Origin of the sequence: Streptomyces sp. NPDC090077 (genome assembly GCF_044747545.1) — a bacterium.
Classification (GTDB): Bacteria; Actinomycetota; Actinomycetes; order Streptomycetales; family Streptomycetaceae; genus Streptomyces.
In genome coordinates, this window is sequence record NZ_JBIVEG010000043.1 from 39097 (window position 1) to 52696 (window position 13600).

Annotated in this window: 18 protein-coding genes and 1 pseudogene; 17 read left to right on the forward strand and 2 right to left on the reverse strand. The window is 72.2% G+C overall.

The features are described from left to right. Nucleotides 1–26 precede the first annotated feature (26 nt). The 16 genes and pseudogenes from ACIPW5_RS37075 to ACIPW5_RS37150 form a co-directional block, all read left to right on the forward strand. On the forward strand, nt 27–2351 hold the full coding sequence (locus ACIPW5_RS37075) for a hypothetical protein (RefSeq protein ID WP_401255029.1): 2325 nt from the start codon (nt 27–29) through the stop codon (nt 2349–2351). 560 nt (nt 2352–2911) lie between these two features. After that, nucleotides 2912–3475: a hypothetical protein gene (locus ACIPW5_RS37080; RefSeq protein WP_401255032.1), complete on the forward strand. Its 564-nt coding sequence runs from the start codon at nt 2912–2914 to the stop codon at nt 3473–3475. A 19-nt stretch (nt 3476–3494) separates the two neighbouring features. Next, complete coding sequence (locus tag ACIPW5_RS37085) at nt 3495–4046, forward strand: hypothetical protein (protein ID WP_401255035.1); 552 nt, start codon at nt 3495–3497, stop codon at nt 4044–4046. 248 nt (nt 4047–4294) lie between these two features. After that, nucleotides 4295–4753 (forward strand): RRQRL motif-containing zinc-binding protein, encoded by a 459-nt coding sequence (locus ACIPW5_RS37090; protein ID WP_401255038.1) that lies wholly within the window; start codon nt 4295–4297, stop codon nt 4751–4753. A 116-nt stretch (nt 4754–4869) separates the two neighbouring features. Further along, entirely contained in the window at nt 4870–5379 is a 510-nt protein-coding gene (locus ACIPW5_RS37095) for a hypothetical protein (protein ID WP_401255040.1), read from the forward strand. Nucleotides 5380–5465: 86 nt separating this feature from the next. Then, the gene (locus tag ACIPW5_RS37100; protein ID WP_401255042.1) at nt 5466–6446 is read left to right on the forward strand and encodes an AAA family ATPase; all 981 of its coding nucleotides are present in this window, start codon (nt 5466–5468) and stop codon (nt 6444–6446) included. Further along, nucleotides 6443–6658, forward strand: coding sequence for a hypothetical protein (locus tag ACIPW5_RS37105; protein WP_401255045.1), 216 nt, complete (start codon nt 6443–6445; stop codon nt 6656–6658). Before ACIPW5_RS37100 ends, ACIPW5_RS37105 begins: the two co-directional genes overlap by 4 nt. An 18-nt stretch (nt 6659–6676) precedes the next feature. Beyond that, nucleotides 6677–7024: a hypothetical protein gene (locus ACIPW5_RS37110; protein WP_401255048.1), complete on the forward strand. Its 348-nt coding sequence runs from the start codon at nt 6677–6679 to the stop codon at nt 7022–7024. Between the two features lie 100 nt (nt 7025–7124). Beyond that, nucleotides 7125–7430 carry a hypothetical protein gene (locus ACIPW5_RS37115; RefSeq protein ID WP_401255050.1) on the forward strand — a complete coding sequence of 102 codons (306 nt, stop codon included), beginning with the start codon at nt 7125–7127 and terminating at the stop codon, nt 7428–7430. A 90-nt stretch (nt 7431–7520) separates the two neighbouring features. After that, nucleotides 7521–8198 carry a GGDEF domain-containing protein gene (locus ACIPW5_RS37120; RefSeq protein WP_401255053.1) on the forward strand — a complete coding sequence of 226 codons (678 nt, stop codon included), beginning with the start codon at nt 7521–7523 and terminating at the stop codon, nt 8196–8198. Beyond that, the gene (locus tag ACIPW5_RS37125) at nt 8195–8641 is read left to right on the forward strand and encodes a hypothetical protein (RefSeq protein WP_401255056.1); all 447 of its coding nucleotides are present in this window, start codon (nt 8195–8197) and stop codon (nt 8639–8641) included. Before ACIPW5_RS37120 ends, ACIPW5_RS37125 begins: the two co-directional genes overlap by 4 nt. Continuing rightward, the gene (locus ACIPW5_RS37130; RefSeq protein WP_401255058.1) at nt 8638–8916 is read left to right on the forward strand and encodes a hypothetical protein; all 279 of its coding nucleotides are present in this window, start codon (nt 8638–8640) and stop codon (nt 8914–8916) included. The genes ACIPW5_RS37125 and ACIPW5_RS37130 overlap by 4 nt, the downstream gene beginning before the upstream one ends. Nucleotides 8917–8938: 22 nt before the next feature. After that, a complete protein-coding gene (locus tag ACIPW5_RS37135) occupies nt 8939–9145 on the forward strand; it encodes a hypothetical protein (RefSeq protein ID WP_401255060.1) in 207 nt (68 codons plus the stop codon). Further along, complete coding sequence (locus ACIPW5_RS37140) at nt 9145–9630, forward strand: hypothetical protein (RefSeq protein WP_401255062.1); 486 nt, start codon at nt 9145–9147, stop codon at nt 9628–9630. The genes ACIPW5_RS37135 and ACIPW5_RS37140 overlap by 1 nt, the downstream gene beginning before the upstream one ends. Then, entirely contained in the window at nt 9627–9809 is a 183-nt protein-coding gene (locus ACIPW5_RS37145; protein ID WP_401255064.1) for a hypothetical protein, read from the forward strand. Before ACIPW5_RS37140 ends, ACIPW5_RS37145 begins: the two co-directional genes overlap by 4 nt. Before the next feature lie 90 nt (nt 9810–9899). Further along, nucleotides 9900–10175, forward strand: a pseudogene (locus ACIPW5_RS37150) (hypothetical protein); the annotation flags it as partial. An 83-nt stretch (nt 10176–10258) separates the two neighbouring features. Here ACIPW5_RS37150 and ACIPW5_RS37155 read toward each other — a convergent pair. Together ACIPW5_RS37155 and ACIPW5_RS37160 are read right to left on the reverse strand one after the other, a co-directional pair. Then, entirely contained in the window at nt 10259–11449 is a 1191-nt protein-coding gene (locus ACIPW5_RS37155) for a hypothetical protein (protein WP_401255066.1), read from the reverse strand. 208 nt (nt 11450–11657) lie between these two features. Continuing rightward, on the reverse strand, nt 11658–12068 hold the full coding sequence (locus tag ACIPW5_RS37160) for a hypothetical protein (RefSeq protein WP_401255069.1): 411 nt from the start codon (nt 12066–12068) through the stop codon (nt 11658–11660). Nucleotides 12069–13373: 1305 nt separating this feature from the next. Between ACIPW5_RS37160 and ACIPW5_RS37165 the strand changes: the two genes are divergently transcribed. Beyond that, the coding region (locus tag ACIPW5_RS37165; protein ID WP_401251152.1) for a hypothetical protein at nt 13374–13600 on the forward strand (227 nt) is incomplete at its 3' end.

Here is a 13600-nt window from a genome sequence, read left to right on the forward strand (position 1 = left end):
CAGGATCCAGACAGGAGTAGCCCCCGATGTCCACCCTCACCAAGACCGTGCCGAACGCGGAGCCGGCGGAGCGCGCCGCCGCGGCGCTCCAGGTCGTCCTCCCTGTCGGGGTGGGCATCCTGGCCCCCTTCCTGGACCCGAACGCGGCGGCCTACGCCGGCGCCGGGTTCCTGGTCGGCGCCACGTTCGCCGGCGCCAACTACATGGGCCGCCTGGGCCGCTGGGCGAACCAGCTCCCCGGAATCGACATCGCGCGGGCACACCGCGACACCATGGGGATCGCCACGATCACCACCGGGATGGGCCTGGCCCTGGGCCAGCTGGGCGGCGCCGAGGCGTCCGAGACGCTGCTGGCCGGCGTCTTCGAGCCGACCACGGTTCCCGGGATTCTGTCGCTGGGCTGGTGGGCCGCGGTCGCCTTCACCGGCTGGCGCCTCCGCGGTGTTTTCGGCCGCCGGAGGATCGAGGTGCAGCAGGCGCCGACGCAGGCCGCCCTGTCCCACACCGGCACTCCGGGCCCGGTGACCCTGGCCGACAAGATGATCGCGGCCTGGGGGCGGGTGATCAGCGACCCGAAGAACGGCCGCCACCGCAACCAGGTCCTCTCCGACGTCGTGATCTACGCCGATCGCTGGGAGGGACGGATCACCGCGGCCCTCGGCGACTCCGTGAACGTGTCGAAGGAGGCCGTGAGTAGCCTCTTCGGCCGGTCGGTCGACGACATCACCCTGAAGTACGGGGCGCACTCCGGGGAGGCGTTCATCACCGTCTGGTACAAGCAGCGCGCCGAGCTGGACCCCTCCACGCTCCAGGGCGCCTGGAAACGAGTCCAGGCGCGCGTCCTGGCCAAGACCCACCTGGAAGAGGTCGGCGAGGACGTGAACACCGGCGGCCAGGTCGCGCGCGTCGTGGCCGACGACGACCTCGACGCACTTCCCCGCGTCGTGAACCTCGGGGAGCTGGCCGGCGCGCTGCGCCGTTCCATCGACCTCGTCTCCTACGAGCCGGGACGACGGGACCCGCGCCGCGCGATCATCCGCGTCATGGACCACAACCCGCTGGAGGCTGGCCACGACTTCCAGGGCCTGGACTCGCTCAAGGCCACCCCGGGCGGCTGGGTCAACATCGGGAAGATCGTCTCCGGGTTCCCCGCGAAGATCCAGCTGTTCGACCCGAAGCTGGGCGCCCTCCACGTGGTGATCGCCGGTACCACCGGATCCGGCAAGGGCGGCACGGGCCAGATGATCAGCCTGGCCTACCACGCCAACAAGATGGCCCAGATCTACGGCGACCCCAAGGGCGCCAGCAATCCCGCGATCCCGAAGATGGCGGCCTACAGCGGCCTGACGCAGTACGGCGCCCTGGGCGCCATACGGCTGTCCTGGTGGGTCCTCCAGCACCGGATCGAGGAGGCAGCCCGCCTGGAGCTGAAGAACTTCGTGCCCTCCGACATGCGGCCCTACTGCGCCACGATCCTCGACGAGGCCGCCCAGATGCTGGCCCCCGGCGCACCCAACCGCAAGGAGGCAGTGAAGATCGTCAAGGACGGCGCCTCGCTGACCCGCTCCATGGGCATGCCCTGGGTCCTGATCAACCAGACCGTCAACCTCGACCAGCTCGGCGGAGAGCAGGCGATCCGCGCCAACCTCCTGGCTGGCGGCACCTGGATCATCCTGCGCACCGACAGCGACCAGGTGAACCTGGGCGACCTGCCCCCCGGCTTCGAGGGGATCGACCCCTCCCTGATCCCGCCGGTGTGGGTGGAGGAGGACGACTCCCTGGTCTACGACCCCACGCTGGCGGAGTCGGACCCGCGCCGCACCTTCGGCCTCGGCTACGTTGCTGCCCCGGGCGGCCGCGCGGGCATGATGCGCATCGACACTCTCGAGGACGCCACCGAGCACATCCGGCCGGAGAACATCCTCGCGCCGGTGGACGTGCCCTGGTGGGGCGACGAGTCGCACATGGAGATGCTGGCCATGACCCCCATCCCCGGCTTCGAGGAGAAGGACGGCGAAGGCGGCACTGGCGAGGCCGGGACGTCGTTCGCCGGCGTTGACCTCCCCAAGGCCAAGGAACTGACATCGGAGGAGAAGGTCCTGGCCGCCCTCCGCGACCAGTCCGACCCCATGTACGTCGACATGCTCGACCAGGGCGACGAGATCGACCCCGACGACATCGACTACGTGGAGCGGGGCCAGCTCCAGGCCGCCTGCGGAGTCGGCGAGTCGACCTTCGCGAACGTGCTGAACAAGCTGGAGAAGGCCGGGAAGATCCACCGGGTCAAGGAAGGCAAGACCTCGAAGGTGGCCCTGGGCCCCCGGCCGGAGGCCGGCGAAGAGGCCGCCTGACCGCCGCCCCGCAACGGCGCGCTTCCCACACGGGAGGCGCACCGTCCCTGTCCCCCCTCAACCCCACCCCCCGGCGCTGACCCGCGCCCGCTCGTCCAATGCCACCACCGAGCACCGAAGGAATGGCATCAACGCCAAGGTCACCGCCACCCTCGACGACACCCGCCCCGAGCCGTACGCCTGGACCTACACCTGTACCTGCGGCGCGCGCCGATCCTTCCCGACCAAGGACGAGGTGTTCGACACCGCCTGGCGGCATACCCACCCCACCCGCCTCGATCGGCTGCGGACCTGGGCCGCCCGCCTGCTCCGCGCCCGCGCCGCCCGCTGACCCGACGCCCTGCCTGGCCCTCGCTCACCCGCCCTGCGCGGTCGGCGAGGGCCGGACAGGCCGCCCGGCCGCACGCACCACCACATCCGCGAGCGAGAAGGAGCACACCGCACGCCTGCGGCCCACAGACCCGCCGCATAGCCGTTCCGCCCGCTGCGCCCCGCCGACACCAGCACAACGTCGGCGGGGCGCAGCGCTGACGACCGCCGACCAGCAGGAGAAGGACCCGATGTACGAGCTCGACGAGCACACGCCCTACCGGCACGCGCGCTACCAGTCCACCCCGCTTCCGCTGATCCAGCGCGGGCTTGCTTTCCATGAGGCCGGGCACACCGTGCTCGGCCAGCTGGCCGGGTTCACCTGCGAGCTCGTCCGGGTTCACCCGATCACCCGCGACGGCTTCACCGGCTGGACCGGCGCCACCACCTGGGCGAGGTCCTTCGGGACCTACCTGGACGTCGCCGTGGTCTGCGGTGCCGCCGGTCAGGCCGCCGACCTCCACCAGCTCGCCGAAGCGGGCCGCCTCACCTCTGAGACGGCCCGCCTGTGCACGGCCGAGCACGACAAGCAGATGGCGCTCAGCATCCTTGCCGCCGCGGGCGTCCAGGTCACCGAGACCGGGCCTGCCCCCGACGGCGGCTTGGCCTGGGACGACGTCATGGCCACCGCCCGGCAGAGGGTCGAGCGCGAGTGGGACCGCATCACCGCCGTCGCCGAAGCGCTCCTCGCCGCCCCCGGCTTCACCCTCACCGGCACCCAGGCCGCGCAGATCGCCGGCATCACCACCGCCTGACTGACAAGGAGCAGCTCCCATGGCACTTACCTGGTTCACCCGCCGTCCCGAGCCCGTCGAAGCGCCGGCCCCCGAGCCGTGGCCGGAGACCGCCGAGACCTGGACGCCCGAGGGCGTCACCGTCGTCGAGCGGTACCTCACCCTCGGCTACGCGGTCGTGCTCGTCTACCGCTGCACCGGGTTCCACGTCGTGGCCTGCCTCGGCTGCCACCACCAGACCACCAGGCTTACGTCGAAGTACGGCACCCTGCTGTCCCTGGAGCAGGCGGCCGAGCTCGCCAACACCCACGCGGCCGGATGCCGGGCGGTGCCCCGCGCAATCCCCGCCCGCCCCGATGACGCGGCCGCGCGTGAGCAGCTGCGTACCCTCGTGCGCGGCCTGCGGGCCCGGGACGAGAACGTGAGCCTGTGCCTGTTCCACCTCGACCTCCACCGCCTGTCCCTCCAGCGGACCAACGGCTGGATCACGGTTGAGCTGGAGCGCCTGGCCGACGACGAACCCGAGGTCCTGAAGGTCTCGGTGACCGCGTGGAGCACGGACTTCCGCCTGCAGGCGCTCCCCGAGAGCTGACCGGCCGGGCTCTGTCCGGCCCCGCACGCCGGCCGCCGGGGCCGGGCGGTGTGCGCCCGGTCACCCGAGACCAGGCGACCGGCCCTCCCCCGGAGGTCACCGTGTCCCCCGCCCGCCGCACCCTGATGGAAGCCGCCGCTCGTGCTCATCCCCCGCCCGCGCCGGCGGATCGGCCGGCCCCGCCCGCAGCGCCCCGGCCCCCGCTACCCCCACCATCCCGACAGCCTCCCCACCGCCTGGAGCAGGTGATGCCGCGCCCGCGGAAGAAGCGCCGCGAGGTGAACCGGGTGCCGCGCAGCGACGCGCTGATGCCCGAGTACGACCGCGGGGCCGTCCCCGACGGCCTGGTCACCCGGCGCCAGCTACGGGAAATGGGCCTCAGCCCCGGCGGCAACGACGGTTCGGTCGCGATCCTGCGCTGCAAGTGGTGCTCCTACCGGCTGCAGTGGTCCTGCAGCCACCCCACCCGCGGGTTCCTGCTCCGCGTCGACTTGGCGATGCCCAAGCGCGTCCCGACGGTTGCGCAGGAGCGGGCCCTGGACCAGGCGATGGCGGCCCGGCAGACCTGCGGTGAATGCGGCCGCCGGTTCTGCATCTGCCTTTCCAAGAGGCTCGGCTGCTGCCTGGGGTGCTTCGACGGTACTCCCGTGGACCCGAGCAGCTGCATGACGGCCCCGGCCCCGGCCTCGCACCGGCTGGCTGCATGAGCCAGTTCTGTCCCGACCGCAACGGCCAGGACAGGGCTGGCGCAACCAGGCGGCCGTATCACCGGCAAAGGCCAGCCGGCCGCTCCCTCACCCTTCGAGATCAGGAGAGATCCAGCATGACTCACCGCCCCGCTGTCTTTGCCGCCCTCCTCGGACTGACCCGCGCCGGAAGCGCGATCGGCGACTTCTGGGTCCAGAACGACTACTGCGCCCGGGTGAAGGGCGCCTCCGACAAGCACCCGGTCATCTACAAGGACCCCGTTACCGAGAAGGAGACCACTCACGGCAGCGTCGACGGTCGTGCCGCCTGCCTGCACCACTGCCTGACCTACGTGGCCACGCAGGCGATCGTCGCGGGGCTCGGCGCCCGCGCGCTCGGCATCCGGGTCCACCCTGCCGCGGCCGCCGCCGCGCTGGCGCTCTCGTTCAGCACCCACTACGCCGCCGACCGCCGCGTCCCCGGCAAGAGTCTGCTGGAGATGCTCGCCGACAAGACCGGCAAGGGCGGCTTCTACCGGCTCGCCTCGCACGGCGTCAACGGCGCGTTCCACCTCGACGGCGCCTTCCACCACGGCTGCGAGACCGTCGCCGCGCTCATCGCCACCACCAGGGCCACCACCCGGTGACCAGTCCGCGCACCGACCGCCTCCGCATGTCCGCCGGGCTCCCCCGGCAACAAACCCGTGCTCTCGACCCGCAGGGAGAACCCCGCATGAAGCCGCTCCGCCTGGACAACGTGCTGCCCGTCGACATGACCATCCCCGCCCCCTCTCTCGTGGTCCTGATCGGTGCGGCCGGGTCGGGCAAGTCGACTTGGGCGAGGACCTGGCCCGACACCCAGGTCCTGGAACTCGACCGGTTCCGGGCCCTGGTGAGCGATGACGCCGGCTGCCAGGAGGCGACCGGCCACGCCGTGCTCGCGCTTGAGGCCGTCCTGGAGGCCCGCCTCGCACGCCGCAAGATGACGGTCGTCGACGCCACGAACTGCGAGCAGGCTGTACGCGCCAACCTGATCGCCACCGCCCGCCGCCACGGCATGCCCACCGTCGCACTGGTCGTGCCCACCCCGGCCTCCGTGTGCGTCGCACGCCAGAAGGCCCGGCCCGCGAACCGGCGCGTGCCCAAGCACATCGTCCTCGCCCAGCACGCCGCCATGGTCGACGCCTGGCGCGGCCTGCCCGGCGAGGGCTTCGACCACGTCGTCGTCGCGGACAACCTCCACCGCCTGGAAACACTGCTCACCCCGCTCAGCGACGCCCGGCACGCGGACCTCGGCTGGGACGGCAGCGAGGGCCTGGGCGACCTGCTCCTTGTGCGCCGCTACTTCGGCCCCGAGCTCCTGCCGCTGTGGCGCTGGCGCGACGGCTCGCAGCTCGCCGACGGCGACCGCGTCGCGGAGATCCGCCTCGGAGCGGACCGCATCGTCCTCACCCAACGGACCGATGTCGACGGGGCGGGCGACGTCGGCTTCGACGTCCTGGTGGGCTGCCCCGCCGCCGACGAATGCGACGGCCAGGCGTGGGCGCCGGTCTACAACGTGACCGATCTCCTGCGCGCCCTGACCGGCGAGCTCATGAACGACCCGGACGTGCGCTGCACTGTCCACGGCCCGCACAAGAACGATGGCCAGGAGGACGACCCCGAGGGCCGCGCCGATCTGGAGGCCCAGTACGCGGAAGCGGTCTGGGGATGAGCCGCGCCGCCGACGGCCCGCAACCGCACCCGCTCACCCCGGCCGACCTCCCGGCCGGCGACGAGTGGCTGTACGGCTGCGACGAGTGCCAGCTGCCCATCCAGGGCGGCGCCGCCGGCCTCGCCGCGCACCGCCGCACCGTCCACAACCCCCGCCGCGACTACGGCGCCCGCCGCATTCCCATCACGGTCCACCTCGACCTCGGCTTCTGACCCGAAGGAGACCCGTCCATGCCCACGTCCGAGACCGCGAAGGCGTACTACGCCGCCCACACCCAGGCCCTGCGCGACCACAGCGCGATGAACGCGGCCCGGCTCTGGCCGCGCCAGGCGCTGCAGTACACCACTGTCAACGGCGCCCGCCTCCTGCCGTTCCCGTCCCGGCTGCCCGACAGGTCCGTGGCCCCGGCCGTCCGCTCCGCCCTCAAGAAGCACACGGTCCACGAGTACGACGTCGCCGCCCGCGACGGCTCCCCGCTGCACATCGTCTACGTCCGCCACGCCCCCGGCACCTGGTCCGGCGGCGAGGACGTCATCGACGTCTACGAGGTCCCCACCCAGGAGCTGCCCGCGCCGTAACAGGTGATGGCCTTCCGCGCCGCCCCGGCCCCGTTCGACGGAGGCCGGGGCGGTCGCGGTGGTCCCTCACCGCCGAGAAGAACGAAAGGAGATGGACGTCATGACCCTGCTCCCCCTCTACGAGGTCGACGTCACGATAAGCAGCACCGCCGGCCTGCGCGGTGTGCACGTCTTCACCGGCCACGCCGACAGCCCCAGCGCCGCGGTACGGATCGCCCACGAGGTCTACGACCAGGCCGCCGCCGCGCGGCAGGCCGGGCTCGAGCTCCCCGGCAGGCGGCCGGACGGATGGACGGCGCGCGGCTACCGGCCCGGCTGGGAGCTCGACTGGAAGGCGGCGACCGCCAGCCGCTGGAACGACCCGTACAGCTGGACCCGCGCCGACGACGGCGACTTCGAGCTGTAGCTACGCCCCGGGACAGGCGCCCAGGCGTCCAAACCGATCGCCTGCCCCGGGCCTTCCCATCCCGCACGAGACGAGAAGGAGATCCCCAGTATGGACTCCGTCCTGCGCACACAGGCCCGGTTCGGGCAGCGCGCACTCCTCCTGACGACCGCGGCCGTGCCGCTGACCGGCTGGGCCGTCCACGCCATCGCCCTGCACAAGAAGATCGCCGCGAGCCGACGCGACCCGCTGACCGGCCTGCTGCGCCGCGATGCCTACACCGCCCGCGCCCGCCGGCTCCTGGCCCGCCACGGCGACGACACGACCGTGGTCATGGTCGACGCCGACAGGTTCAAGGAGGTCAACGACCAGCTCGGGCACGCGGCGGGCGACACCGTCCTCGCGTCGGTCGCGGCCCGCCTCATGGCCTGGGCGGGCCCGCGCGCTGCGGTCGGCCGGCTCGGAGGCGATGAGTTCGCCGTCGTCCTGGAGCTGCCCGCCAGCCGCCGCGCTCTTCGCCTGGAGCAGCTGGTGCAGATGCTGCACACGCCGGTCACCCTGGACGACCAGCGCACCGTCTACGTCGCCGCCTCGGTCGGCGCCGCCACCCCGGACGCCGTCGGCTCACGCGACCTGTCCGCCTTGCAGCGGGCTGCCGATGCCGCCCTCTACGACGGCAAGCACTCGGGCCGCGCGGTCCTGGCGACCACCGCGCACGCCGCCGTGCCGTCCGTCAACGGGCGCCGCGCGGGCAGGCCGGGCACGGCCGTGTGGGGGCGAGCGGCATGAGTACCCCGACCCTTCCGCCGGCAGGCGACTGGATCCGCGGCATCACGATCCGCCAGCCCTGGGCCACCTGCATCCTCGCCGGGAAGAACACGGAGAACAGGTCCGCCCACTGGCCGTGGCGCGGCTGGGTCCTCGTCCACGCCGGGAAGGCGAAGCCGGACCCCGCCCTGCTGCGCGACCCGTTGGTGGCCACCGCGATCCGCGGCCGCGCACTCCACCGGGGAGCGGTTATCGGCGTCGCCCGGCTCACCGACTGCCACCTCGACCAGGGCCCGGAGCGCTGCCCCAGCCCCTGGGCGCAGCGCGAGATGCACCACCTGGTCCTCACCGACGTCCATGAACTGCCGCTGCCCGTGCCCGCCACGGGCGCGCTCCCGGCCTGGAAGCCCACGCAGGCCCTCGTGGACCACGTCCTCCAGCAGCTGCCCGACCTGCGGCCGTGACCCGCACGTCCCGCAGGAAACCGCTGTGGGAACCGGGCCTGATCCCGGTCCCCTGCGGCCTGCTGGACTGGCGCGACGCCCAGCACTACGACCGCTGGACCGACCGCCCCTGCGCGCGGTGCGAACGGCCCACGCCGATGCGCTCCCACCACGGGGAGCCCGTCCACAAGGCGTGCGCCGAATCCTGGATCGCCGCGAACCCCACCGAGGCCCGCCTCGGCCGGTTCGCCTCCGACATCCAGCCCAAGCGCCGGCGCGACGACGACCACGCCTGAACCCCTCCACCCAGAGGCCCTCATGGCCCACAGCACACCGAATGATGTCGACCACGCCCTGGCCTACCCCGAACCGCCGGCCTCGCCCCTCTGGCACCGGCACCGGGCGAAGGCCCACCCGCTCACCCCCGAACAGCAGCGCCGCAACCGCGAGCTGCTGGACATCGCGCAGCGCACCACCCGACCCCGCTCCCCTCGCCCCACCGAGACCCTGGCGGAGGCCAGCTGATGGAAACCAAGCACTGCGCCGTCGACGGCTGGGTCGACGCGATACCCGTCCTTGGCCCGCGCGGCATCGTCTCCTTCGACCTGGTCGTCCGGCCCGTCGACATCGACGCGCTCGACGACGACGCCCCCGACACGATCGTCAGCTGCACCAGCGGCGACCCTCGGATCACCCACGAGCTGCTGAACGGCATCCAGCCCGGCGACCTGCTCCGCGCGACCGGCACCCTGGTCCAACCGCCGGCGCCCGGCGAGCCCGCCCGGCTCACCGTCGACGCCCTGGAGGTCCTGGACACCGCACTGGTCCCGGTCCTGCGGGAGATGGTGCTCGACAGGTACGGCGACTACGTCGTCATCTTCGACGCCGACCGCGACCAGGTCCCCGTCTTCACCGCGCACGGCACGTGGGTCGGCTTGGCGGACAACCCCGACGCCATCGCCACCCTCATCGACATCCACGAGCGCGTGAACGGAGGCGACGCCTCATGACGGCCACCACCGCCCAGGCCCGCACCGTCCTGCAGTGGTTCCCCGCCGGAGGCCCCCGCGGCTCCTGGCCGGCCGAGGAGTACGCCGCCGCCCAACGCGCCCAGGGCACGAAGGCGCAGGTCGTGATGGACCTGCCCACCGACCAGTTCCTCGTGGTCACCGAGACCACCACCCCGTAGCCCCACCCCGCAGCTCCGCGCCCCGCCCTCCCCGGCCGGGCGCGGAGGCCCGAACGCCAGCCCTCTCCCACCACCGAGCAGGAGACTCCTTTGCGACCGATCCGTCTGACCTCGTTCGGCTACCTGCACCTGCCCACCGGCCCGGACGGCTCCCCCGTCCCGCCCGCCGCCGACCGGATCGAAGACGTCCGCGACCGGCTCCGCGACCCCGCCGCCGCCCGCGACATCCTCGACCTCGACGGCCTCAACCCCCGCGTCCAGGACATCGTCCTCAACACCCCCGGCGCCCGCGAGCTGCTCGCCAACCTCGCCGACTACGCCGACCTCCCCGCCGGCCCCAGCCACATCGCCATCGGCTGTGCCGGCGGTGCTGGCCGAGGTGGTCGGATACCTCTCGCTGGACGGCGGGCTGATCGCCCCGCAGGCCATGCATCAGCCGCTCGCCTAGGTCAGCGTGCCCGGGCGAGGTCCAGCAGGTGGTGCATGACTGCCACCGGCAGTGCCGGATTGCCTGCGGCAGCGGCGGCATGTGCCGGCAGGGTGAGCCGCCGGAGCAGTTCGTCGGCGGGCAGCCTGGGGTCGCGCACCGCCCAGCCACCCACCTCAGGGTCGTCGGCCAGCCGCAGCACCAGCTCCGGCCCGGCCTCCGGGTCGTCCAACGCGGCGTGCCGCAGCCGAGGGTTGGGGTCGTCGGCGAACCGCGCCAACCCGGGCCGGGCGAAGTTGCGGTGGTTGCGGTACCCCGACCAGTACCGGTCCTGCACCGTGGCGTACAGCTCCACCAGCAGCTCGTGCGGCGCGTCCTCGCACGATTCGGCCAATGTGCGCCGCACCCACTCGTCCTCGTCCGCGGCCAGCAGGGCCACCACGCCCGGAGTCAGGTGTGGCTGAGCCGCGAGCACCCGCCGCAGCCCGACGTGCGCCGACCGCGCGATCCGGTGGGCCGCCTCCGGGTCGGTCGCCTGCCGTGCGATCCAGGGCGGCGGCGACCAGAAGTGCTGCCACACCGTGCAAGGGATGGCCGTGCGCTGTTCCTCCGTCAGCTCCTCCCGCATCGACACCGCGAGCCGGACGTCGTTCTCGGGATCCTCCGCCAGTCGCAGGGCCAGGACGGTCGGTACCTCGGGGTCAGCAGCGGCCTTCATCCGCACCGCCGGATCCGGGTGCGTCACCCGCTGCTCTGCCATCAGCACGGGCGGCGGCTCCTGCACCGTGACGGGCGGTTTCTCACTCTCGCCGACGATCCGCCGGATCTTCGGTTCCAGGTCCTGCTCCAGGATCTCCAGCACCCCGGAAGGGATACGGCGCTTGTACTCGAAGAGCGTCACCGCGTACACGAACCGGACCCGTGGTTCCGGATCCCGCGCGAGCCGGGCCAGCACGTCGACGTCCGCCGTCGCGTTCTCCGTCACGTCCAGCCGGTGCTGGATCTGCGGCGAAGCCACCAGCAGCTCCGTCGCTGCGGCATCCAAGGTCCTGTACTTGAGCCAGAAGCTCGGCATCGGCAGCTCGTCGAACTCCAGCAGCCGGGCCAGGATCTCCACCGGCAGCACCTGATTGCCCGCCAGCCCCTGGAGCCAGCCGTCCACCACATCGCCATCCGCAGTTGCCCGCTCCAGCGCCCCACCCAGTCCGTCCATCCCGCCATTCTCGCTGCCCCGACGCCGTGGGTTCGCCGTTGGCTGGCGCCACCAGGCCCGCCCAGCACGGGCGCACGCCCGGCCATGGAGGAACAGGGAAAGGGACGCTGGGGCCCGGTCGCGGCTGCCGTCGCGATTTCGTGATCGGCGATTGCGGGGCTGCGATTTCTCCGCGTAATCCCCCGCCCCACTGGACCCCGGTGACCGCTCAGACGGCTACACGAATCGGCATAGCGTCCGCACGTCCGTAGGCGAGTACCTGGGCGAGGACTTCTCGGAACAGGACGACGTCCTCGGCCGGGGCCTCAATGACAGCTTCGATCTCGCTGTCGCTCAACCGCAGGTCATCCAGCGCTTCAGGGTCGAGCGAGACGCGGAGGATGTTGCCTGTTAGAACGGCTTCGCGCACACAGCCGTACGCGGTCCCCTGTCCGGCTGTGACCAGGCAGTGTGTGTCCATGCCCAAGGCGACCTCCTGATCATCTGGGTCGTCCTCGCCCACCATGAACATCAAAATGAATCCGCTTCCCTCCTCCCCTTCGGCCAGAGCAGCCTCGGTGAAGTAGCCGTCAGGGTCGATCTCTGTTGTGGCGACACGAGCAGTGAACCGGTATGTCATGACGGGGTTCTATCAGGGCGTTCAGCTGAGGCAGGACACAGGGGCGAGGCCAGGTGAACCGCGACTGGTTCCCACCGAAGCAACAGCTCGCAATAGGCGAGAGAACAGGAGGCAGGCACAGGGCATCCGGACTCACTGAACTCCTCGGCCGCGAACTCCGCGCCCGTGGCCGCGCGGTCGTCATCGAGCACCTGCACGTCCATCTGCCGCGCGTCCTCAAGACGCCCACCACCCACCCCGAGCAGGAAGGCAGGAGCACCTGATGATTCGACGCTTCCTCCGCTGCGGCAACGCTCCCAGCACCCTCGCTCCCGAGGACCAGGCCGCCGTCAACGAGTTCCGCGCGATGCTCGCCGCCGTACGCTCCCCGGAACCGTGGACGCCGGGCAGCGGCCGGGACGTTGCCGTGCGGATCGGCCCGTTCATCGAGCGCGCACACCCCCGCCCCGGCGACGACCACGGCACCGAGATGATCGCCGTCGCCCTGGTCCACCCCGACGCCCCGAACGCGGCGGCCCACCGACACGGCCACGACCTCGGCTACACCGACCGGGGCTGGCTGCGCTGCAAGACGACCGCGATCCTCGGCGCCTGGCAGCCGCCCTACGCCATGCTCTCCCATGCCGCCGCGAACCTGCCTCTCCCCCACGACCTCGCCATGGCCACCGCCCACTACGGCGTCCACGTCGAAGCCCGCCGCCCCGACGGCAGCGGCTACACCCTGCTGCGCCTCGGGCCCTATGCCCAGACCTGGCTCGCCTCCCGCGACGCCGACCGCCTCAACACCCACCTGGCCGGCCGCGCCGCCCACGGGCACGGTCGAGAGCGCCGCGGCCCAGTTCGGGAAGTTCCGACACCAGTCCGCCGCTGGAGCGCCGGCCGCCCAGGAGGACGGCCGTATCGAGGCCGAGCAGACGGGCCCGGGCGCGCCACGTGCGGACCCTCCCGCCGGGTGAGTCCGGCCTCGCGAGCAGCCCGGCATGTGTCAGCGGCAGGACACGGTGGGCTGGCCGGTGTTACTCACTGGCGTCCGCGTACGAGCCGGACGTCCCCGCGTGTACCCGGACCGACACCCGGCCGTTCCGCGGCCGCCGCTCATGCTGCGGTGGCTCATGGCGGCCCGTCTGCCCGCAGCCTCACAAGCCCCGGCGCTAGTGCACCGGTTCGGTGCCCTGTACCCGCTGCCGACATGTCGCAGAGGGCCTGCCGGGCCTGGCGGCTTCGTTGCGGTTGGGTGCCGGACGGGGAGTCCGGCGGCGACGCGCCTCCCTTAGGGTGATCGTTTCCAGAGGGAGTGAGGAACAATTGAAGACGATGCGCATCCGGCGGCGCTTGGTGGCCGGTGTGGTCATGGCGTTGACGGCCGCGACGGCGGGATGTTCGCAGGCGCCCGACCGTCTTGACGCGGTACCACCCGCAGTGAAGCAGCCCGTGGTACCGCCGAGGGTCGCCCACGACCCGCCGGCGACGTTCAGGCCGACGGGAGTTCTCATGCCGTGGGAGGCCTACTCCGGCCTTCTGAACATCGCAGG

Bases quoted from the DNA above. Each gene is read 5' to 3' on its own strand.
- ACIPW5_RS37125 (WP_401255056.1), top strand. From the start codon at position 8,195: ATGAGTACCCCGACCCTTCCGCCGGCAGGCGACTGGATCCGCGGCATC.
- ACIPW5_RS37120 (WP_401255053.1), top strand. From the start codon at position 7,521: ATGGACTCCGTCCTGCGCACACAGGCCCGGTTCGGGCAGCGCGCACTC.
- ACIPW5_RS37115 (WP_401255050.1), top strand. From the start codon at position 7,125: ATGACCCTGCTCCCCCTCTACGAGGTCGACGTCACGATAAGCAGCACC.
- ACIPW5_RS37105 (WP_401255045.1), top strand. From the start codon at position 6,443: ATGAGCCGCGCCGCCGACGGCCCGCAACCGCACCCGCTCACCCCGGCC.
- ACIPW5_RS37135 (WP_401255060.1), top strand. From the start codon at position 8,939: ATGGCCCACAGCACACCGAATGATGTCGACCACGCCCTGGCCTACCCC.
- ACIPW5_RS37100 (WP_401255042.1), top strand. From the start codon at position 5,466: ATGAAGCCGCTCCGCCTGGACAACGTGCTGCCCGTCGACATGACCATC.
- ACIPW5_RS37090 (WP_401255038.1), top strand. From the start codon at position 4,295: ATGCCGCGCCCGCGGAAGAAGCGCCGCGAGGTGAACCGGGTGCCGCGC.
- ACIPW5_RS37075 (WP_401255029.1), top strand. From the start codon at position 27: ATGTCCACCCTCACCAAGACCGTGCCGAACGCGGAGCCGGCGGAGCGC.
- ACIPW5_RS37140 (WP_401255062.1), top strand. From the start codon at position 9,145: ATGGAAACCAAGCACTGCGCCGTCGACGGCTGGGTCGACGCGATACCC.
- ACIPW5_RS37155 (WP_401255066.1), bottom strand. From the start codon at position 11,449: ATGGACGGACTGGGTGGGGCGCTGGAGCGGGCAACTGCGGATGGCGAT.
- ACIPW5_RS37145 (WP_401255064.1), top strand. From the start codon at position 9,627: ATGACGGCCACCACCGCCCAGGCCCGCACCGTCCTGCAGTGGTTCCCC.
- ACIPW5_RS37080 (WP_401255032.1), top strand. From the start codon at position 2,912: ATGTACGAGCTCGACGAGCACACGCCCTACCGGCACGCGCGCTACCAG.
- ACIPW5_RS37095 (WP_401255040.1), top strand. From the start codon at position 4,870: ATGACTCACCGCCCCGCTGTCTTTGCCGCCCTCCTCGGACTGACCCGC.
- ACIPW5_RS37110 (WP_401255048.1), top strand. From the start codon at position 6,677: ATGCCCACGTCCGAGACCGCGAAGGCGTACTACGCCGCCCACACCCAG.
- ACIPW5_RS37160 (WP_401255069.1), bottom strand. From the start codon at position 12,068: ATGACATACCGGTTCACTGCTCGTGTCGCCACAACAGAGATCGACCCT.
- ACIPW5_RS37085 (WP_401255035.1), top strand. From the start codon at position 3,495: ATGGCACTTACCTGGTTCACCCGCCGTCCCGAGCCCGTCGAAGCGCCG.